Raw genomic sequence first — 17,932 nt, 5'->3', positions numbered from 1 at the left:
GTGCCCCCGAACGGCCGCACATGGGGGCTTAAGGATCAAAAAGCTGCCTGGTACGGACCAGAGGTCGACCGCCGTTCGTCACCCGGCATGATGGTCGTATGCGTGCAGTGGTGCAGAGGGTGGACGGTGCGAGCGTCGTCGTGGACGGCGAGACGGTCGGGGAGATCATCGGCGAGGGGCTGTGCGTCCTGGTCGGGGTCACCCACGAGGACACGAAGGAGAAGGCGGCCCAACTCGCCCGCAAGCTCTGGTCGGTGCGCGTGCTGCACGACGAGAAGTCGTGCAGCGACATCGACGCCCCGCTCCTCGTGATCAGCCAGTTCACCCTCTACGGCGACGCCCGCAAGGGCCGCCGCCCCACCTGGAACGCGGCCGCCCCGGGCCCGGTCGCCGAGCCCCTCGTGGACGAGGTCGTCGCCCAGCTGCGCGCCCTGGGCGCGACGGTGGAGACGGGCCGCTTCGGCGCCCATATGCGGGTGTCCCTGACGAACGACGGCCCGTTCACGGTCCTGGTCGAGGTCTAGGACCTGTCTGGGGCTGGTCCAGGGCCTGTCCTAGGGCTCGACCACGGCCTCCTGCGCGGCGGCCGTGGTGTCGGCCATCAGCGGCGCGTCCACCGGTACGTTCCGCTTGACCAGGGCGAGGGCGACCGGGCCGAGCTCGTGGTGGCGTACGGACGTGGTGATGAAGCCGATCTTGCGGCCGTCGGGGCCGTCGTCCGCGAGCCGGAGCTCCGTGCCGCGCGTGGGCAGGTGGACCTCGCTGCCGTCGAGGTGCAGGAAGACGAGCCGGCGCGGGGGCTTGCCCAGGTTGTGCACGCGGGCGACCGTCTCCTGACCGCGGTAGCAGCCCTTCTGGAGGTGCACCGCCGTGCCGATCCAGCCCAGCTCGTGCGGGATGGTGCGGTGGTCGGTCTCGAAGCCGAGGCGCGGGCGGTGGTGCTCGACGCGCAGCGCCTCGTAGGCGAGGATCCCGGCCGCGGGGCCGGACTTCTCGGCGTACGACTCCAGGTCGGCGCGCGGCAGGAACAGATCACGCCCATGCGGCGTCTCGCGCACGACGACGCCCTCGGGCACCTCGGCGATGGAACCGGCGGGCAGGTGCACGACGGCGAACTCGTCCGTGCGGTCGGCGACTTCGACGCGGTAGAAGAACTTCATCGACTCCAGGTACGCGATCAGCGCGTCCTGGGTGCCGGGTTCCACGTGGGCCCAGACCGTCTCGCCGTCGTCGACGAGATAGAGGGCGTGTTCGATGTGGCCGTGCGCGGAGAGGATCAGCGCCTCGGTGGCCTCGCCGACGGGCAGCTCGCTGACGTGCTGGGTGAGCAGCAGGTGCAGCCAGCTGAGCCGGTCGTCGCCGGAGACGGAGAGGACACCGCGGTGCGAGAGGTCGACGAAGCCGGTGCCGTCGGCGAGGGCGCGCTGCTCGCGGAACAGGTCGCCGTAGTGGGCGGCTACGCCTTCGTCCACGCCCTCGGCGGGAACGGCGCCGGGCAGGGACAGCAGTGGGCTCTTCATATACGTAAGCCTACGACCCGGTAGTTGAACTCTTCAGAGAGCAGTCCTTGCACCGGCCGAAGATCGCGAAGTGCTTCATGTCGGTGTCGAAGCCGAAGGTGTCGCGCAGCTTGGCGGTGAAGTCGGCCGCCACCTCCACGTCCGCCTCGATGACGTTCTCGCAGTCGCGGCACACCAGGTGGATGTGGTGATGCCGATCCGCGAGGTGATACGTCGGCGCCCCGTGCCCCAGGTGCGCGTGACTGACCAGGTCCAGCTCCTCCAGGAGCTCCAGGGTCCGGTACACGGTGGAAATGTTGACCCCCGACGCCGTCTTCCTCACTTCCACGAGGATGGCGTCGGGGGTCGCGTGCTCCAGGGTGTCCACGGCCTCGAGGACAAGCTGACGCTGCGGCGTCAGCCGGTAGCCGCGCTGCCTGAGGTCGCTCTTCCAGTCGGTGCTCACCACACCGACGAGTCTATGACTACTTGAAGAAGGCGATGCCGTCGTCGGGCATGTCGTCGGGCAGGGCCTTCGCCCAGCGCTCGACCTCTTCCGGGGTGACGACCTTCTTCAGGTGCGCCGACATGTAGGGGCGCAGCTCGACCTCGGGGGTCTGCTTCTCGCCGACCCACATCAGGTCGCTCTTGACGTAGCCGTACAGCCGCTTGCCGCCGCTGTAGGGCGAGGAGGCCGCCGTACGCGCCACGGCGTCCGTGACCAGCTCGATCTGCGGCTTCTTGTGGGCCAGCTCGCCGTACCAGATCTCGATGACGCCGTCGTCGCGGGTCATGGTGACCTCGACCTTGCGGGCGTCGTCGATGCGCCAGAAGCCGGACTCCGTCTCCAGCGGCCGCACCTTGTTGCCGTCGTTGTCCAGCACCCACGTGCGGGAGTGGTACTCCAGGAAGTCCCGGCCGTCGTGGGTGAAGGTGACCTCCTGCCCGAAGTTGCACTTCTGTGAGCCGGGGAAGTCGTGCACGCCCGCGCCGGCCCAGTTGCCGAGCAGGAAGACGAGCGGGACGAGGTCCTTGTGGAGGTCGGACGGAATCTCGATCATGAGCGGCAGTTCCTAGGTGGGGGTCAGCGCTGGCCCTGGTACAGCTTCTTCACGGTCAGTCCGGCGAAGGCGAGAACGCCGACGCAGACAAGGACCAGCAGGGTTTCGAAGAAGATCTCCACGGGTGCTCCTTGAGCGAGGGTGGGCATACGACAGAGCCGGGCCCCAGCTTACGCGGCCGGGGTCCGGGCCCCCTTGTGAGGTAGGCCCTCACGCCCCCCCGGCTTACGATGCGGGCATGGCGAAGAAGCTCGTGATCAAGGTGACGGCGGGCGCGGACGCCCCCGAGCGCTGCTCTCAGGCGTTCACGGTGGCGGCGGTGGCCGTGGCCAGTGGGGTCGAGGTGTCTCTGTGGCTGACCGGGGAGTCCGCGTGGTTCGCGCTGCCGGGGCGGGCCGCGGAGTTCGAGCTGCCGCACGCGGCTCCGCTGCCCGATCTGCTCGACTCGCTGCTGGCCGGCGGTCGCGTCACCCTGTGCACGCAGTGCGCGGCCCGGCGGGACATCACGGAGAAGGACGTCATCGAGGGCGTACGCATCGCGGGTGCGCAGGTGTTCGTCCAGGAGGCGCTCGGGGACGAGACGCAGGCGCTCGTCTACTGAGACGCGGCGCCGACACGGGGGCGCGCTGTGACTACGGGCGAGGGCGTTTCTTGCCGTCCAGCTCGTCCCACCACTCGTCGGACTGCGGGTCCCCCGAGGGGTCGTCCCACCAGCGGTCCTCGGGGCCTCGTCGGTTGGCCACCATCGCCGCGAGCGGCGGAATGACCATGGCCACCACGCACATCCCGACGGCCACGGGCACCGACCAGATGCGCACGACCCCCCACGCCAGGACGAACAGGCCGATGCAGATGCCCATCATGGCGAAGTAAACGTGCCGTCGCCGTGCGTACATACATCCAGGGTAGGCCGGTGGGCCCGTACATGCCGAAAGGGCCGCGCACCAGGTGTCCAACCCGGGGGGCGCGGTCCTTTCGGTGTGCGAGAGGTGCCTCAGACCGCGATCGCGACCTCCGCGAGGCCGCCCTGCTGGGCGACGACCGTGCGGTCGGCGGTGGCACCGGGGACGAGGGCACGGACGGTCCAGGTGCCCTCGGCCGCGTAGAACCGGAACTGGCCCGTGGCGGAGGTCGGGACCTCCGCGGTGAACTCGCCGGTCGAGTCCAGCAGACGGACGTAGCCGGTGACCGGCTCGCCGTCGCGGGTCACCTGACCCTGGATCGTCGTCTCACCGGGCTTGATCGTCGAGGCGTCGGGGCCGCCGGCCTTCGCTCCACACATGTCTTACTCCAGAGGGGTCTGACCGGAAGGAAGGCCGGTCGGTTGGGTTGCTTCTTCGCTTACTTGTTGGCGCCGAGCTCGATCGGCACGCCGACGAGGGAGCCGTACTCGGTCCAGGAACCGTCGTAGTTCTTGACGTTCTGCACACCGAGCAGCTCGTGCAGCACGAACCAGGTCAGCGCGGAGCGCTCACCGATGCGGCAGTACGCGATGGTGTCCTTGGCCAGGTCCACCTGCTCGTCGGCGTAGAGCTCCTTGAGCTCGTCGTCCGACTTGAAGGTGCCGTCGTCGTTGGCGTTCTTCGACCACGGGATGTTGCGGGCGCTCGGGACGTGGCCCGGACGCTGCGACTGCTCCTGCGGCAGGTGCGCGGGGGCGAGCAGCTTGCCGGAGAACTCGTCGGGCGAGCGGACGTCGACCAGGTTCTGCGAGCCGATCGCGGCGACGACGTCGTCACGGAAGGCACGGATGGACTTGTTCTGCGGCTTGGCCTTGTAGTCGGTGGCGGCCCGCTCCGGGACCTCCTCGACGAGCTCGCGGGCGTCCAGCTCCCACTTCTTGCGGCCACCGTCGAGGAGCTTGACGTTCTCGTGGCCGTACAGCTTGAAGTACCAGTAGGCGTAGGACGCGAACCAGTTGTTGTTGCCGCCGTAGAGGATCACCAGCGTGTCGTTGGCGATGCCCTTCGCCGAGAGGAGCTTCTCGAAGCCCTCCTCGTCGATGAAGTCACGACGGACCGGGTCCTGGAGGTCCTGGGTCCAGTCGATCCGGATGGCGTTCCGGATGTGGTTCTTCTCGTACGCGGACGTGTCCTCGTCGACCTCGACAATGGCGATGCTCGAGTCGTCCAGGTGGTCCTGCAGCCATTCGGCGTCGACCAGGACGTCGCTGCGGCTCATGCTCTTTCTCCTCCGGGGCAGTTACGGCGGGGCGTGCGAGTGAGGGTGCCGCCCGAGTGGGGGCAGCACACGTATGCCCTCTGCAGGGCTGTGGGGGGATGCGGAAGTCGGCGCTTCCACTCAGAAGGGGCGACAGAGCATGGCGGCGACGCGGCACAGGTCTACTGCCCGCCGCTTCGTGAGATCCGCCTGTCGCTTCATGGTTGTCGATCGTAGGGAGAGAAGGGCGGGCGTGTCACCGGCGTGTCGCATCTTGAGATGCGATCGTCCGGAATGTGAGAAGAGAAGGGCGCCCGGCCGTGTCCCCCACGGTTTCCGGGCGCCCGCGTCCGTCATTCGCGCTACGGAACGGACTCCGGCGTCTCGCCTGTCGGACACCGGTCGTCACCGCAGGTCGCAGGTCCAGGTCCAGGTCCAGGTCGCAGGTCGCAGGTCGCAGGTCGCAGGTCGCAGGTCGCAGGTCGCAGGTCGTCCACCGCAGGTCGCACGACGTCCTACCCGGCAAGCCTGACGTTCGAACCCTTCACCGTGATCTCCACACCGTCGTTCACGGCCTGCACCTTGTCCAGCCGGATGCCGCCGGGCAGCTGCTCGATGGTCTGCTGGAAGTCGGTGACCGAGCGGATCGTGCTCTCCGCGAGGTCGATGCCGAGGTCGGGCAGCGAGTCGGCCTTCACCCGCACGGTGTCGCCCTCGACCGTGACCGAGCTGAGCACGGAGACCGGCTTGGGCAGCTTCACGCCGAGGACGGTCGCGTCGATCTGGACCTTGATCTTCCCGTTGCCGCCGTCGGACAGGCCCACCACCTGCGCGGTCACCGCGGGCCCGACCCGCGTCGGCTCCGACTTGGCCGCCTTGAGCAGCTCGTCGTAGGCGATGGTCGCCGTGCCCGTCGCGGAGGCGGCGGTGGCGGAGCTGTAGTCGCCGGAGAAGGTGACGCCCTTCATCTCGGCCTTCATGTCGTCGATGCGGATGGTCTTGCCGCCGGTGCCGGTGGGCGCCTCGTAGTCCTTGATGCCGACCTCGACCTCGTCCAGCTCACCGTCGGCGACCTGGGTGAGGAAGGGGAAGCCGTTTATGGACACGTCCGGGGCGGACGCCAGGTTCTCGCTCGACTTCAGCTGGTCCGCCGCCTCACCCTCGGCGAAGTGCACCGCGACCCGGTCGACGATCACGAACAGCACACCCAGGACGATGACCGTGATCAGCAGTATCCGCAGCGCGCGCATTTCCGTGTTCCCCCACTTGGATGTCCGTGACAAAGACAGCCCACGGTAACCCTGGGTCGCGGGGCCACCGAGGTTTTGTCGATCAGCTGTGACACGCCCACACAGGTCAGCCGAGCGCCCGCCCCAGCACCCACACAACCGGCCCGGCGGCGGACAGCGGCAGGGCCACGCCCGCCGTGAAGTGCACGAACCGGGACGGGTAGTCGTAGCTCGCGACCCGGTGCCCGATCAGCGCACAGACCGCCGCTCCCGCGCCCAGCAGCGCGCCCTTCGTCCCCAGGTCCGTCAGCCCGCCCACGGCGATCCCGGCGCCCGCCGCGGCCAGCAGCGAGACGACCACGGAGGCCGGGGTCGGCAGCGGCAGGGCACGGGCCAGGACGGCCACCGCGACGGCGGCCGCGCCGACGGTGACGGCGTCCGGCTCGGCCGCGAGGTACCCGGTCGCGATGATGGCCAGCGCCGCCGAGGTGACGGTCGCCATCAGGCCGTACATCCGCTCGTCCGGGTCGGCGTGCGAGCGCAGCTGGAGGACGAGACAGAGCAGCACCCACACCCCGAGCGTGCCCAGGATCGCGGCCGGCGCGTTGTCCCGCCCCGCCACGAGCAGCGCCACGTCCGACACCAGCGCCCCCAGGAACGCCAGCGCGATGCCCTGCCGGGCGGGCCACATCCCGTTCAGCCGGAACCAGCCCGCGGCAGTGACGGCCTGGAGAAGGACGAGGGGCACGAGGAGGGCGTACGACCCGACGGCCGCCGCACCGGAGAGCAGGAGGCCGAGGAGAGCGGTGAGCGCGGCCGGCTGCATGCCCGGCTCGATGATCGGGGAGCGCCCTTCGAGACGGGCCCGCTGGGCGTCGGTGACACGGGAGTTGCCGGCGACGGTGGCGGGTCCGTAGGAAGAGGGCTCCTCAGTACCGCCTTGGGCAGTCGTCCCGCTGGGGCGGGACGGGTGGGCAAGGCCACCAGCGCCGGGCTCCTCGTAAGCGGGCTGGTACCCGTGACCCTGCGGCGGCACAGGCTCCTGCACCTGCGTCTCCCAGGTCTGCCCCTGCCACTGCTGCGTGTACTGCTGCGGGTCCTCGTAGGGCTGCTGATACGGCTGCTGGTAGGGCTGCTCCTGCTGAGCCCACCCCTGCTGCTGCTGTTGCTGCTGCTGTTGCTGCGCGTAAGGGTCGTATCCGTCGTACGGAGCCCCCTCATACGGCTGGTTGCTCACTGCTCACCCTCCTGCGAACGGCGGGAGCACCTCAACCGTGCCGCCCTCGGCCAGCCGTACCGTCTCATGCCCGCGCGTACCCACGGGATCGCCGTCGACGAGGAACGAGCAGCGCCGCAGTACGCGGATCAGCTCACCGGAGTGCCGCTCACGCACCGCGTCCAGCGCCTCGGCGAGCGTGGCCGCGTCGTACGGCTCCTCGGCGACGCCGGCCGCGGCCTTGGCGGCCGCCCAGTAGCGCACCGTGACCTTTGCCATCGGGTTCCTCTAACAACTCGTATCGACTCGGCGGTGTACACGGTCAGGCTAGCCCGCCCGCGCGGCCGCCCAGTCCCCGATACGGCCCAGCAGCCCGTCGTCCGCCGCGTGCTCGGCGTGGCCCATGCCGGGTTCCAGCCACAGTTCCCCGTGCTCACCGGCGGCCGCCGCGAGCATCCGGGGGTGGTCGACGGGAAAGTAGCCGTCCCGCTCGCCGTGCACGATGAGCAGCGGGGTCGGCGCGATCCGCGGTACCGCCTCCACCGGGGAGAGCGGGACCGGGTCCCACTCACGGTGGTGGATGCGCGTACCGAACCCGTAGCGGCCCACCAGACGGCCCTCGGGGCGAGTCACCAGCCAGTGCAGCCGCCGCATGGGGGCGGTCCCCCGGTAGTACCAGCGGGCCGGCGCGCTGACGGAGACCACCGCGTCCGTACGGGCCGTGTCGTCGGAGTCGTCCGAGCCGTGCAGCGCCGCGTGCCGCAGCACCACGGAGCCGCCCATGGAGAAGCCGACGGTGACCACGCGCGCGTGCCCGAGTTCGCGGGCCCAGCGCACCGCGGCCGCCAGGTCGTACACCTCGCGGTCGCCGACGGTGGAGCGCCCGCCCGACGCCCCGTGCCCCCGGAAGGAGAAGGTGACCACCGCTCCGTGCCGGGCGAAGGCCCGCGCCACCCGTCGAATGTGCGGCCGGTCCACTCCGCCGGTGAATCCGTGCGCGATCACGAACACCAGATCAAGGGAAGATGGACGCCGAGCGTCGTATACGACCGCACCCGGGTCGTATACGGAATGGATCGTCACTCCGTCGACGGTGCGCAGAAACGTCCGCAATGGCACCCGTCTGGGCGTCTCGCCATTCGGACGATTGGTGGATCGCGTCGTTTGACCTGCCCGACCAGTCCTCATGTGGGCTATTCTGCTGGACAGAGGACTCGGGCAGCGTAGCCCCCGGGTCCTTTTGTGCTTTCGGAAGCGTTGTATACGAAGCGGAAAACCGCAGGTGTACGGGGCCCCGGGATCGCAGAGCAGTGCCGTACCGCACACGTCCTCGCAGGGACCGAGGAGGAACCAGACGTATGAGTTCTCTGCTGCTCCTGACCAATGCCCTCCAGCCGTCGACGGAGGTGCTTCCCGCGCTCGGCCTGCTTCTGCACAACGTGCGGGTCGCCCCGGCGGAGGGCCCCGCCCTCGTCGACACCCCCGGTGCCGACGTCATCCTCGTCGACGGCCGCCGCGACCTTCCACAGGTGCGCAGCCTGTGCCAGCTGCTGCGTTCGACCGGCCCCGGCTGTCCGCTCATCCTCGTCGTCACCGAGGGCGGTCTCGCCGCCGTGACCGCCGACTGGGGCATCGACGACGTGCTCCTCGACACCGCGGGTCCGGCCGAGGTCGAGGCGCGGCTGCGGCTGGCCATGGGCCGGCAGCAGATCGTCAGCGACGACTCCCCGATGGAGATCCGCAACGGCGACTTGTCGGTCGACGAGGCGACCTACTCGGCCAAGCTCAAGGGCCGCGTCCTCGACCTCACCTTCAAGGAGTTCGAGCTCCTGAAGTACCTCGCGCAGCACCCGGGCCGCGTCTTCACGCGCGCGCAGCTGCTGCAGGAGGTGTGGGGCTACGACTACTTCGGCGGCACCCGAACGGTCGATGTCCACGTACGACGCCTGCGCGCCAAGCTCGGCCCCGAGCACGAGTCGCTGATCGGAACCGTCCGGAACGTCGGTTATCGATTCGTTACTCCGGAGAAGGGCGAGCGGGCCACCGACGAAGCCAAGGCCAAGGCAGACCGGGCAAATCCGGACGTTGCCGACGATACGGCCGCCTTGGACGCCGCGGAGGCCGGGGCGGAGGCATAGCGGACGCTCGGGCAGGGCATTGCCTACGCACAGGTGGGCGCCTTGACGCCCTGCCCAGAGCGGGTCCATCCGCGTAGACTCCGCGCGTGGCCAAGGTGACTCGGGATGATGTGGCGCGGCTGGCGGGAACTTCCACCGCCGTAGTGAGCTATGTCATCAACAACGGACCCCGGCCGGTCGCCCCGGCCACGCGCGAGCGTGTCCTCGCCGCGATCAAGGAGCTGGGGTACCGCCCCGACCGCGTCGCCCAGGCGATGGCGTCCCGGCGCACCGACCTCATCGGCCTGATCATCCCGGACGCGCGCCAGCCCTTCTTCGGGGAGATGGCCCACGCGGTCGAGCAGGCCGCCTCCGAGCGCGGAAAAATGGTGCTCGTCGGCAACACCGACTACGTCAGCGAGCGCGAGGTCCACTATCTGCGGGCGTTCCTCGGCATGCGTGTCTCCGGGCTCATCCTCGTCAGCCACGCGCTGAACGACCTGGCCGCCGCGGAGATCGAGGCGTGGGACGCCAGGGTCGTCCTCCTGCACGAGCGGCCCGAGGCCATCGACGACGTCGCCGTCGTCACCGACGACCTGGGCGGCGCGCAGCTCGCCGTGCGGCATCTGCTGGAGCACGGCTACGACTACGTCGCCTGTATGGGCGGCCTCGCGGAGACCCCGGTGGTCGGCGACCCCGTCTCCGACCACGTCGAGGGCTGGCGGCGGGCGATGGACGAAGCGGGGATATCGACGGAGGGGCGGCTGTTCGAGGCGCCGTACAACCGGTACGACGCGTACCAGGTGGCGCTGGAGATCCTCGCCGGGCCGCAGCGGCCGCCGGCGATCTTCTGCTCGACGGACGACCAGGCGCTCGGGTTGCTGCGGGCGGCTCGGGAGCTGCGGATCGATGTGCCGGGGGAGCTGGGGGTTGTGGGGTTCGATGACATCAAGGAAGCAGCGCTGGCGGATCCGCGGTTGACGACTGTGGCGTCGGATCGGTCGGCGATGGCGCGGGCGGCAGTTGATCTTGTGCTGGATGACGGGGTGCGGGTTGCGGGGTCGCGGCGGGAGAGGTTGAAGGTGTTTCCGTCGCGGTTGGTTGTTCGCCGGTCGTGTGGGTGCGTTTAGCTTCGACGGCGAGTGCGGGTTGTTCGTGGCTTGTCGCGCCCACGCGGCAGAGCCGCACATTGACAGCGCCCCGCGCCCCTGGAGGGGCGCGGGGCGCTGTCGTCTGTTGTCTAGAACAGCAAGTTGTACTGGTTGAAGCCCGTGCCCAGCTTGATGCGTGAGGCGAACAGGGCGCTCGACGCCTTGTTCGTGCCGGGGTAGAGCCAGAGGGTGCCGCCGGAGTCGCGGGTGATGAGGTCGGCGATTCCGTCGCCGGTGACGTCACCGTTGGCCACGTAGGACGTGAAGGTGAAGCCGGTGCGGGCCTGGATGCGGGCGGACCACGGGGTGTTCTGCTGCTGGGTGCCGCGGTAGAGGTAGAGGACGCCCGAGCTGTTGCGGACCAGGAGGTCGGCCTTGCCGTCGCCCGAGAGGTCGCCGTGGCCGAAGATCTGCACGCCCTTCCAGGCGCGGTCGACGACCTTGACCTTGGCGTAGAACTGGCCGTTGCCCCTGCCCGGGTAGAGGTAGACCGAGCCGTCGGCGTCGACGGCGACCAGGTCGGGGCGGGCGTCGCCGGTCAGGTCGCCGGGGATGGCGTACGACTTGTAGCCGCCCCAGACGGAGCTGATCTGCATCCAGGTGAACTCGCCGGAGGCGTGGTCCATGTAGCTGCGGTACAGCTTGCCGTCGGTCTTGTCGCGGACGATCAGGTCCTGGTGGAAGTCCCGGTCCAGGTCGGCCTGGAGGCCCCAGCTGAGGGTCTCGTAGCCGCTGCCCTGGAAGGCGCGCTGGGCGAGCGAGGTGCCCTTGCTGTCCTGCTCGAACAGGCCGCCGGAGGGCGTGCGGGCGAGAAGGTCGGCGCGGCCGTCGTAGGACAGGTCCGTGTCGTCGATGCGCGGCTGGGCGGCCCAGGTGTACGAGGACACCTTGGTGAAGACCGGGTAGGCGCCCTGCGCGGTGCAGCCTTCGACGCCCCAGGAGACGATGCCGACGATCTTGCCGCCGACGACCAGCGGGCCGCCGGAGTCGCCGTTGCAGGGGCTGGTGGTGCCCTCGTCGGCGCCGGTGGCCGGGGTGCCCGCGCAGATCATCGAGCCCTCGACGAAGGCGTCCTCGCCGAGGACGGACTGCATGGCGCTGTTGCAGGTGGAGTCGGCGACCAGCGGGAGGGTCGCGGTGCGCAGCTTGGCCGACAGGTCGGCGTCGGAGGCGCCGGAGGTCAGGCCCCAGCCGTAGACCTTGGCGCTGGTGCCGGCCTTGTACAGGGCGCTGTCGTTTGCGGCGGCCAGGCGCAGCCAGGGCTGCTCCAGCGGGCGGTCGAGGGTGAGGACCGCGAGGTCGTTCTGGAGGGTGTCGCCGTTGAACCGCGGGTGGTTCCACTGGCGCCAGACGCCGGCGACGGTCCCGGAGTTCGCGTCGTCGAGGTCGGTGGACCCGGCCAGGACGGCGCCGTTGTTCACCCAGTCCAGGCCCGCGACGCAGTGGGCGGCGGTGAGGACCTTGTTGGGGGCGACCAGGGTGCCGCCGCAGAAGTAGCCGTCGCCGGTGGTGTCGTCGTAGTAGGCGAGCTGGACCATCCACGGGGCACTGGAGACCGTCGTCTCGCTGCCGCCGATGATGAAGCGCGACTTGGCCGGCTTGGTCGCCGGGGTCGCCTGGTCCTTCGCCGCCGCGATGACGCGGTCGTGCAGTTCCTTGGTGGAGGCGGTCGGCTGCGGGGTCTCCGACTGGGCGACGACACCCGGGTCGGGCAGTCCGGCCGGTCCGTCCGCCGCGGTCGCGGGCTGGGCGGCCAGAAGGCCGGCGCAGCTCAGGGCGAGCGCGAGGGCGGTCGCGGGGAGCGCCGTGACGGGGCGTCTCCAACGGCCGCGCAGGGCACGTATCACTCAGGGCTCCTGAAAGTGATTGAGGGGAGGTGGCTGAGATGTCAGAACCCACCAAGATTGCGCCCCAGTAGTCACTTTGCACACGTCCTTCACAGCAGGTCCGACAAGGTTTCGTTTGCCGCCTGCTGTGATCTCACCCCTGCGCAACCTCTCGTTTCCCTGACCCCTCGGGCGCTTCTGCGGGCGCCTCTATAGGCGGCTATGTGCAGGACGGTGCCATTGAGTACTTCAGTTGGCCGCTGCGGCGCTCGGCTTACTGCTTCACCTTCGGGCCGGGCATCGCGGTGTTCCTCAAGCGGATGAAGCCGTGTCGTCCGGTCATGCACGCGGGGCGGGCCAGGAGGTGAGGGGGAGCGGGCCGCGGTCGATGACGGTGCGGATGCAGAAGGTGCTGCGGGCGTCGCGAACGGGACCGATGGCCAGGATCTGGTCGGTGAGCACCTTTTCGAAGGTGCGCAGGTCCGGCACGGCGAGTTCGACGAAGAAGTCAGCGTCGCCGGAGACCACGTGGCAGGCGACCACATGCTCGATCGCCTTCAGCGCCTCTTCGACCACCTGGGAGGTGGTGCGGGAGTGCTCGACCTTGAGGAAGAGGAACACCGTCAGCCCGAGGCCGAGGCGCTCGCGGTCCAGATCGGCCCGGTAGCCGGCCAGGACCCCGTCCTCCTCCAGCGCCTTGGTGCGGCGCAGGCAGGACGACGGTGACAGGCGTACGGCCTCGGCGAGGTCGACGTTGGGGGTGCGTCCGTGGCGCTGGAGGTGGTCCAGGATCGCCCGGTCGATGCGGTCGTACAAGGGTCGTGGCATGAAATGCAGCGTAACGGCCACATCGACGAACAATCCTGCGCCACAGGGCCGTCTGGGCACTGCTTACGCCATCGTGTGCCGGGCTCGGAGATGCATCCTGGTCACGCTCCGGCCGGCACGCCGGACTGCGCCTTCGCACCCCTCTCACGCACATCGGACTGCCGCATGCACTACTCCCCCCTGGAACCCGACCGCGCCGCAATGACCGAAATGGGACGTCTTGTCCTGGACCGTGTCGTCGGCCGCACCGAAAAGCTCGCGGCCCGCCCAGCGAGCAGCCCCCTGTCGCCGCGGGCCGAGGCCGAGCTTGTGGAGTCCTTCCTGGCGCCGCCACCCGACCGGGGCGGCGACCTGAAGGCTCTGCTCGCGCGGCTGGACGAGGCCGCCGACTGCGCTCTGGAGACGGCCGGGCCGGGACACCTGGCGTACATCCCGGGCAGCGGTCTGTACTCGGCCGCGCTCGCCGAGTTCTACAACCGTGCCGTCAACCGCTACGGCGGCCTGGCCTCGGTCGCCCCGGCCCTCGCCGCGCTGGAGGAGAGCGTGATCCGCTGGATGGCCCGCGAGGTGTGCGGCCTCCCGGAGGGCAGCGGCGGCCTGCTGACCAGCGGCGGCTCGATGGCCACCTTCTCCGCGACGGTCGCCGCCCGCCACGACAGGCTCGGCGAGGATCTCGTCGGCGGTACCGTCTACACCACCGCCTTCGCCCACCACTCCGTCGCCAAGGCCGCCCGCCTCGCCGGCATCCGCGCGGCTCACATACGTACCGTGCCGCACACCCCGGACCTGCGGATGGACCCGGAGGCCGCCGCCGCGATGATCCGCGCCGACCGGGACGCCGGGCTGCGGCCGTTCCTGCTGGTGGCCACCGCAGGCACCACCGACACCGGCACCGTCGACCCGCTGCCGCAGTTGGCCGACCTGGCCCGCAGCGAGGACGTGTGGTTCCACATCGACGCGGCTTACGGAGGCTTCTTCCGGCTCACCGCACGCGGCGCGGAACGCCTCGCCGGGATCGAGGAGGCCGACTCGGTCACCTTGGACCCGCACAAGACCCTGTTCATGCCGTTCGGCACCGGTGCCCTGGTCGTCCGCGACATCGCCGCCCTGCACGCCGCGCACGAGGGCACCGGCAGCTACCTCCAGGACATGGGGGCGGCGGGAAGCGTCCCGGACTCCGGTCACCTCGGGCCCGAGCTGACTCATGAGATCCGCGGCCTGCGGGCCTGGCTTCCCCTGCACCTGCACGGGGTGGACGCCTTCCGCGAGGCTCTGGACGAGAAGCTCGACCTGGCCGAACACGTCCACGACACGCTGTCCGGCGTCCCCGAGCTGGAGGTCCTGCAGCGCCCGGACCTGTCCACCGTGATCTTCCGCGTCCGCCCCGCCGACGGCAGCCGGGCCGCCGCCGAGCGGGCCGACGAGGCAAGCCGCCGTCTGCTGGAGCGGATCAACGGCCACCGGCGCATCGTGCTCTCCAGCACGGTTGTCGACAGCCGCTACACCCTGCGCGTCTGCGTGGTCTCCCACCGCACCCACCAGGACCGCATCACCGAGGCGCTGGAGATCATCACTGCCGAATCCAGGAACATCCCCGCCGCGTAGCCAGCGACGGCCCTGGACCCGGGTGGTGTCCACCTGAGGGACGCCACTGTCGAATCACGAATACAAGGAGGACTTCATGACTGTCCATCCCGAATCCCTTCCCGCCAGGGGAACAGCCATCGTGACCGGTGCCTCCTCGGGCATCGGTGCGGCCTACGCACGTCGGCTCGCTGCGGATGGTCACGATCTGGTGCTGGTGGCGCGTCGCGCAGAGCGTCTCCGCGCACTTGCCGCGGAGCTGACCGGGCTGCACGACGTACGAGTGGAAACCGTCGTCGCGGATCTGGGCGATGCCGGTGACCTGGACCGGGTTGCCCGGCGAACCGCCGAGGACGACGTCGAGCTGCTGGTGAACAACGCGGGCATCAACGGCTACGGCCCCTTCGCCGAGACCGATACAGCACTGCTGGAGAAGGTGATGGCCGTGAACGTGGTGGCGCTCACCCGGCTCGCTCGTGCAGCCGTGCCGGGCATGCTGGCACGCGGCCGCGGCGCCGTGGTGAATGTGGCTTCCACCCTCGCCTTCGCCGGTTCGCTTCCGCCGGACCCTCTGCCGGTGCGGGCGGTCTATGGAGGGACCAAGGGGTACGTAGTCACCTTCAGCCGAACCCTCGCCGCAGAGTTGGACGGTGCGCCGGTTCGTGTCCAGGTGCTGTGCCCCGGGCTGACGGCAACCGAGTTCCATCTCGCCCAGGGCCAGGATCCGGTAGCCGGTGATGTAGCGCGAGTACACGACGACGGAGGCATGCCCGTCGAGGACGTGGTGACCGCTTCGCTGAGGGCCTTGGAAACCGGCGAGGTCGTGTGCGTGCCCGGACTGGTCGACGGCGAGGCGGTGGATCGCATCGCCGCGGCGGAATTCGGGCTCCGCTCCTCGTCCACCAGCACACTCGCCCCGCGATACCAGAACCCCGCCCAGCAGTGAGTCCCCAGATTCCTGGCCATGGACACGAACACACAGCCCGGTGCGATTGAGGTGATCCGGCTGGCCGACCTCGCGGCTTGTGTCTGAGCTAGGACTCCAGGGCCTTATATCGGGCATACGAGGTTCTGCCGGGCTTCTCAGCCAGGACTCAGGAAGCTCTCATGGTCGCGCGCGACGCTCTTCTCCATGACCGAGAGCATCCGCCGCAGCGGCGAGTACGAGAACCCCGCGAACCCCCAGGGTCACGCCTACGAGGGCGCGTACCCCCAGCAGCAGCACGTCTCTTCCCCCGTGAATCCGGAGTGGCCGCCCCCGCCGGCGTACGAGCCGACGGTGTCGCAGGCGGATGCACCCGCAGCGCATGCGGCACCGCACGCCGCGCCGAAGAGGAAGCGCAACCGGGGCCCGGTCGCCCTGCTCGCCGCCGTGGCGATCGTCGCCGCGGCGATCGGCGGCGGCACGGCGTACGGCATCCAGGAGCTGACCGGCAAGGACCAGGTCACTTCGAGCAGCACCGCCACCAGCGTGGTGCCCGCCGGCAAGAAGGGCGACATCGCGGCGGTCGCGGCCGCGGTCAGCCCGAGCATCGTCGAGATCAACGCGACCTCGAACTCCGGTGAGTCCACCGGATCCGGCGTCATCATCACCAGCGACGGCGAGATCATCACCAACAACCACGTCGTCTCCGGCGCCTCGTCGGTCAAGGTGAAGACCAGTGACGGCAAGTCGTACACCGCGAACGTCGTCGGAACGGACAGCAAGAAGGACCTGGCGCTGATCAAGCTGGAGAACGCCTCCGGTCTGAAGACGGCCGGCCTCGGCGACTCCTCCGCCGTGAGCGTCGGCGACACGGTCGTGGCGATCGGCTCGCCCGAGGGCCTGACCGGCACCGTCACCAGCGGCATCGTCTCCGCCCTGAACCGGGACGTGACCGTCTCCACGGACGAGGGCCAGCAGCAGCAACAGCAGGGGCAGGGCGGCGGGGGTTGGCCGTTCGAGTTCGGCGGTCAGCAGTTCAACGGCGACACCGGTTCGTCGACGACGACGTACAAGGCGCTCCAGACGGACGCGTCCTTGAACCCGGGCAACTCCGGCGGCGCGCTGATCGACATGAACGGCAACGTCATCGGCATCAACTCCGCGATGTACTCGTCCGCTTCGTCCTCCTCGTCCGACGCGGGCAGCGTCGGCCTCGGCTTCGCCATCCCGATCAACACCGTCAAGTCCGACCTGGCCGGCCTGCGGGCCGGCGGTTCCGACAACTGAGCCGGCCCCGCGACCGTAGGGAGTACGTCATGATCAAGCAGGTTTCGCACACGGTGACCGGCGTCGGCGCGGCCGACCTCGGCCTGGCCCTCGGCGTGGCGTACGCACTGCACGCGCCGGTGAGCCGGGCGCCGGAGGTGGCGGTCGTCGCGCGGACCAGCGCGGGCCGCCGCGCCACCGCCCGCAGCCGCCGCCGTACGACGGCCCGCGGCTGAGCCCTTCTCCCACACTCTCCAGCAGGGAAACATGCGAGGCTGAAGGCGTTCAGCCCGCCCCTGTCGTCCCACCGCACCCGAGGATCCCGAGCCCATGAGCCCCGCCGAAGGCGACCGTGACCCCCAGCGCATCCTGATCGTCGACGACGAGCCGGCGGTGCGCGAAGCACTCCAGCGCAGCCTCGCCTTCGAGGGCTACGACACGGAGGTCGCGGTCGACGGCGCCGACGCCCTGGAGAAGGCGACGGCCTACCGCCCCGACCTGGTCGTCCTCGACATCCAGATGCCCCGCATGGACGGCCTGACCGCCGCCCGCCGTATCCGCGGCGCCGGCGACACGACTCCGATCCTCATGCTGACCGCCCGCGACACGGTCGGCGACCGCGTCACCGGGCTCGATGCGGGCGCCGACGACTACCTGGTCAAGCCCTTCGAACTCGACGAGCTCTTCGCCCGCGTCCGCGCGCTGCTGCGCCGCAGCTCCTACGCGGCGGCTGTCGCGGACTCCGCCCAGGAGGACGAGGCCCTCACCTTCGCCGACCTGCGCATGGACCTGGCGACGCGCGAGGTGACGCGGGCCGGGCGCCCGGTGGAGCTCACGCGCACGGAGTTCACGCTCCTGGAGATGTTCATGGCGCACCCGCGCCAGGTCCTCACCCGCGAGCAGATCCTGAAGGCGGTCTGGGGCTTCGACTTCGAGCCGTCGTCCAACTCCCTCGACGTGTACGTCATGTACCTGCGCCGCAAGACGGAGGCGGGCGGCGAGCCGCGACTGGTGCACACGGTTCGGGGTGTGGGGTACGTGCTGCGACAGGGCGGCGCTGAGTGAGTTCC

General features: G+C 69.8%; 21 protein-coding genes. 9 read left to right on the top strand and 12 right to left on the bottom strand.

All coding sequences use genetic code 11. The features are described from left to right. Window positions 1-98: 98 nt before the first annotated feature. On the top strand, window positions 99-524 hold the full coding sequence (gene dtd / locus ACFYWX_RS11800; RefSeq protein ID WP_389423822.1) for a D-aminoacyl-tRNA deacylase: 426 nt from the start codon (window positions 99-101) through the stop codon (window positions 522-524). 30 nt (window positions 525-554) lie between these two features. Here the strand turns inward: dtd and ACFYWX_RS11795 are convergent, their stop codons facing one another. Genes ACFYWX_RS11795 through ACFYWX_RS11785 form a run of 3 tightly spaced genes read right to left on the bottom strand, consistent with a single transcriptional unit; the run spans window position 555 to window position 2,560 of the window. Then, window positions 555-1,520 carry a YgfZ/GcvT domain-containing protein gene (locus tag ACFYWX_RS11795; RefSeq protein WP_389423821.1) on the bottom strand — a complete coding sequence of 322 codons (966 nt, stop codon included), beginning with the start codon at window positions 1,518-1,520 and terminating at the stop codon, window positions 555-557. Window positions 1,521-1,530: 10 nt separating this feature from the next. Continuing rightward, on the bottom strand, window positions 1,531-1,968 hold the full coding sequence (locus tag ACFYWX_RS11790; protein WP_389423820.1) for a Fur family transcriptional regulator: 438 nt from the start codon (window positions 1,966-1,968) through the stop codon (window positions 1,531-1,533). Window positions 1,969-1,984: 16 nt separating this feature from the next. Further along, entirely contained in the window at window positions 1,985-2,560 is a 576-nt protein-coding gene (locus ACFYWX_RS11785) for an FABP family protein (protein WP_389423819.1), read from the bottom strand. A gap of 238 nt (window positions 2,561-2,798) precedes the next feature. Here ACFYWX_RS11785 and ACFYWX_RS11780 point away from each other — a divergent pair, with 238 nt between their 5' ends. Continuing rightward, on the top strand, window positions 2,799-3,161 hold the full coding sequence (locus ACFYWX_RS11780; RefSeq protein WP_004000117.1) for a DsrE family protein: 363 nt from the start codon (window positions 2,799-2,801) through the stop codon (window positions 3,159-3,161). A 31-nt stretch (window positions 3,162-3,192) separates the two neighbouring features. On the opposite strand, the gene ACFYWX_RS11775 is transcribed toward ACFYWX_RS11780, so the two are convergent. The 7 genes from ACFYWX_RS11775 to ACFYWX_RS11745 all read right to left on the bottom strand — a co-directional run bounded on the left by ACFYWX_RS11775 (window position 3,193) and on the right by ACFYWX_RS11745 (window position 8,353). Continuing rightward, window positions 3,193-3,456, bottom strand: a complete 264-nt coding sequence (locus tag ACFYWX_RS11775; RefSeq protein ID WP_389423818.1) for a DUF3099 domain-containing protein — start codon at window positions 3,454-3,456, stop codon at window positions 3,193-3,195. A 98-nt stretch (window positions 3,457-3,554) separates the two neighbouring features. Next, on the bottom strand, window positions 3,555-3,842 hold the full coding sequence (locus ACFYWX_RS11770) for a DUF1416 domain-containing protein (protein ID WP_010351646.1): 288 nt from the start codon (window positions 3,840-3,842) through the stop codon (window positions 3,555-3,557). A gap of 59 nt (window positions 3,843-3,901) precedes the next feature. Next, on the bottom strand, window positions 3,902-4,741 hold the full coding sequence (locus ACFYWX_RS11765) for a sulfurtransferase (protein ID WP_389423817.1): 840 nt from the start codon (window positions 4,739-4,741) through the stop codon (window positions 3,902-3,904). Between the two features lie 494 nt (window positions 4,742-5,235). Beyond that, window positions 5,236-5,970, bottom strand: coding sequence for a DUF2993 domain-containing protein (locus tag ACFYWX_RS11760; RefSeq protein WP_389423816.1), 735 nt, complete (start codon window positions 5,968-5,970; stop codon window positions 5,236-5,238). A gap of 106 nt (window positions 5,971-6,076) precedes the next feature. Beyond that, the gene (locus ACFYWX_RS11755) at window positions 6,077-7,186 is read right to left on the bottom strand and encodes a hypothetical protein (RefSeq protein ID WP_389423815.1); all 1,110 of its coding nucleotides are present in this window, start codon (window positions 7,184-7,186) and stop codon (window positions 6,077-6,079) included. A gap of 3 nt (window positions 7,187-7,189) precedes the next feature. Continuing rightward, complete coding sequence (locus ACFYWX_RS11750; RefSeq protein ID WP_389423814.1) at window positions 7,190-7,444, bottom strand: MoaD/ThiS family protein; 255 nt, start codon at window positions 7,442-7,444, stop codon at window positions 7,190-7,192. 48 nt (window positions 7,445-7,492) lie between these two features. Further along, window positions 7,493-8,353: an alpha/beta hydrolase gene (locus ACFYWX_RS11745; RefSeq protein ID WP_389423813.1), complete on the bottom strand. Its 861-nt coding sequence runs from the start codon at window positions 8,351-8,353 to the stop codon at window positions 7,493-7,495. 170 nt (window positions 8,354-8,523) lie between these two features. Here ACFYWX_RS11745 and ACFYWX_RS11740 point away from each other — a divergent pair, with 170 nt between their 5' ends. Both ACFYWX_RS11740 and ACFYWX_RS11735 read left to right on the top strand, forming a co-directional pair. Continuing rightward, on the top strand, window positions 8,524-9,303 hold the full coding sequence (locus tag ACFYWX_RS11740; protein WP_389423812.1) for a response regulator transcription factor: 780 nt from the start codon (window positions 8,524-8,526) through the stop codon (window positions 9,301-9,303). An 86-nt stretch (window positions 9,304-9,389) separates the two neighbouring features. Then, window positions 9,390-10,412, top strand: a complete 1,023-nt coding sequence (locus ACFYWX_RS11735; protein WP_389423811.1) for a LacI family DNA-binding transcriptional regulator — start codon at window positions 9,390-9,392, stop codon at window positions 10,410-10,412. A gap of 110 nt (window positions 10,413-10,522) precedes the next feature. Here the strand turns inward: ACFYWX_RS11735 and ACFYWX_RS11730 are convergent, their stop codons facing one another. Together ACFYWX_RS11730 and ACFYWX_RS11725 are read right to left on the bottom strand one after the other, a co-directional pair. Continuing rightward, on the bottom strand, window positions 10,523-12,280 hold the full coding sequence (locus ACFYWX_RS11730) for a trypsin-like serine protease (protein WP_389423810.1): 1,758 nt from the start codon (window positions 12,278-12,280) through the stop codon (window positions 10,523-10,525). Between the two features lie 318 nt (window positions 12,281-12,598). After that, window positions 12,599-13,087 (bottom strand): Lrp/AsnC family transcriptional regulator, encoded by a 489-nt coding sequence (locus ACFYWX_RS11725; protein WP_389423809.1) that lies wholly within the window; start codon window positions 13,085-13,087, stop codon window positions 12,599-12,601. A gap of 210 nt (window positions 13,088-13,297) precedes the next feature. On the opposite strand from ACFYWX_RS11725, the gene ACFYWX_RS11720 reads away from it, so the two are divergent. The 5 genes from ACFYWX_RS11720 (at window position 13,298) to ACFYWX_RS11700 (ending at window position 17,927) form a co-directional block, all read left to right on the top strand. Further along, window positions 13,298-14,692 carry a pyridoxal phosphate-dependent decarboxylase family protein gene (locus ACFYWX_RS11720; protein ID WP_389423808.1) on the top strand — a complete coding sequence of 465 codons (1,395 nt, stop codon included), beginning with the start codon at window positions 13,298-13,300 and terminating at the stop codon, window positions 14,690-14,692. A 121-nt stretch (window positions 14,693-14,813) separates the two neighbouring features. Then, a complete protein-coding gene (locus ACFYWX_RS11715) occupies window positions 14,814-15,617 on the top strand; it encodes an SDR family NAD(P)-dependent oxidoreductase (protein ID WP_389423807.1) in 804 nt (267 codons plus the stop codon). Between the two features lie 186 nt (window positions 15,618-15,803). Next, window positions 15,804-16,883, top strand: coding sequence for a S1C family serine protease (locus ACFYWX_RS11710; protein WP_389423806.1), 1,080 nt, complete (start codon window positions 15,804-15,806; stop codon window positions 16,881-16,883). Window positions 16,884-16,912: 29 nt separating this feature from the next. Beyond that, a complete protein-coding gene (locus ACFYWX_RS11705; RefSeq protein ID WP_389423805.1) occupies window positions 16,913-17,098 on the top strand; it encodes a hypothetical protein in 186 nt (61 codons plus the stop codon). A gap of 94 nt (window positions 17,099-17,192) precedes the next feature. Further along, window positions 17,193-17,927, top strand: a complete 735-nt coding sequence (locus ACFYWX_RS11700; RefSeq protein WP_389423804.1) for a response regulator transcription factor — start codon at window positions 17,193-17,195, stop codon at window positions 17,925-17,927. The last annotated feature ends 5 nt before the right edge of the window (window positions 17,928-17,932 follow it).

This window comes from Streptomyces sp. NPDC002888 (assembly GCF_042888465.1).
Lineage (GTDB): Bacteria > Actinomycetota > Actinomycetes > Streptomycetales > Streptomycetaceae > Streptomyces.
This window is presented reverse-complemented; position numbering and strand designations above follow the sequence as displayed.

Bases quoted from the DNA above. Each gene is read 5' to 3' on its own strand.
- dtd (WP_389423822.1), top strand. From the start codon at position 99: ATGCGTGCAGTGGTGCAGAGGGTGGACGGTGCGAGCGTCGTCGTGGAC.
- ACFYWX_RS11795 (WP_389423821.1), bottom strand. From the start codon at position 1,520: ATGAAGAGCCCACTGCTGTCCCTGCCCGGCGCCGTTCCCGCCGAGGGC.
- ACFYWX_RS11785 (WP_389423819.1), bottom strand. From the start codon at position 2,560: ATGATCGAGATTCCGTCCGACCTCCACAAGGACCTCGTCCCGCTCGTC.
- ACFYWX_RS11780 (WP_004000117.1), top strand. From the start codon at position 2,799: ATGGCGAAGAAGCTCGTGATCAAGGTGACGGCGGGCGCGGACGCCCCC.
- ACFYWX_RS11775 (WP_389423818.1), bottom strand. From the start codon at position 3,456: ATGTACGCACGGCGACGGCACGTTTACTTCGCCATGATGGGCATCTGC.
- ACFYWX_RS11770 (WP_010351646.1), bottom strand. From the start codon at position 3,842: ATGTGTGGAGCGAAGGCCGGCGGCCCCGACGCCTCGACGATCAAGCCC.
- ACFYWX_RS11765 (WP_389423817.1), bottom strand. From the start codon at position 4,741: ATGAGCCGCAGCGACGTCCTGGTCGACGCCGAATGGCTGCAGGACCAC.
- ACFYWX_RS11760 (WP_389423816.1), bottom strand. From the start codon at position 5,970: ATGCGCGCGCTGCGGATACTGCTGATCACGGTCATCGTCCTGGGTGTG.
- ACFYWX_RS11750 (WP_389423814.1), bottom strand. From the start codon at position 7,444: ATGGCAAAGGTCACGGTGCGCTACTGGGCGGCCGCCAAGGCCGCGGCC.
- ACFYWX_RS11745 (WP_389423813.1), bottom strand. From the start codon at position 8,353: ATGAGGACTGGTCGGGCAGGTCAAACGACGCGATCCACCAATCGTCCG.
- ACFYWX_RS11740 (WP_389423812.1), top strand. From the start codon at position 8,524: ATGAGTTCTCTGCTGCTCCTGACCAATGCCCTCCAGCCGTCGACGGAG.
- ACFYWX_RS11725 (WP_389423809.1), bottom strand. From the start codon at position 13,087: ATGCCACGACCCTTGTACGACCGCATCGACCGGGCGATCCTGGACCAC.
- ACFYWX_RS11720 (WP_389423808.1), top strand. From the start codon at position 13,298: ATGGGACGTCTTGTCCTGGACCGTGTCGTCGGCCGCACCGAAAAGCTC.
- ACFYWX_RS11710 (WP_389423806.1), top strand. From the start codon at position 15,804: ATGACCGAGAGCATCCGCCGCAGCGGCGAGTACGAGAACCCCGCGAAC.
- ACFYWX_RS11705 (WP_389423805.1), top strand. From the start codon at position 16,913: ATGATCAAGCAGGTTTCGCACACGGTGACCGGCGTCGGCGCGGCCGAC.
- ACFYWX_RS11700 (WP_389423804.1), top strand. From the start codon at position 17,193: ATGAGCCCCGCCGAAGGCGACCGTGACCCCCAGCGCATCCTGATCGTC.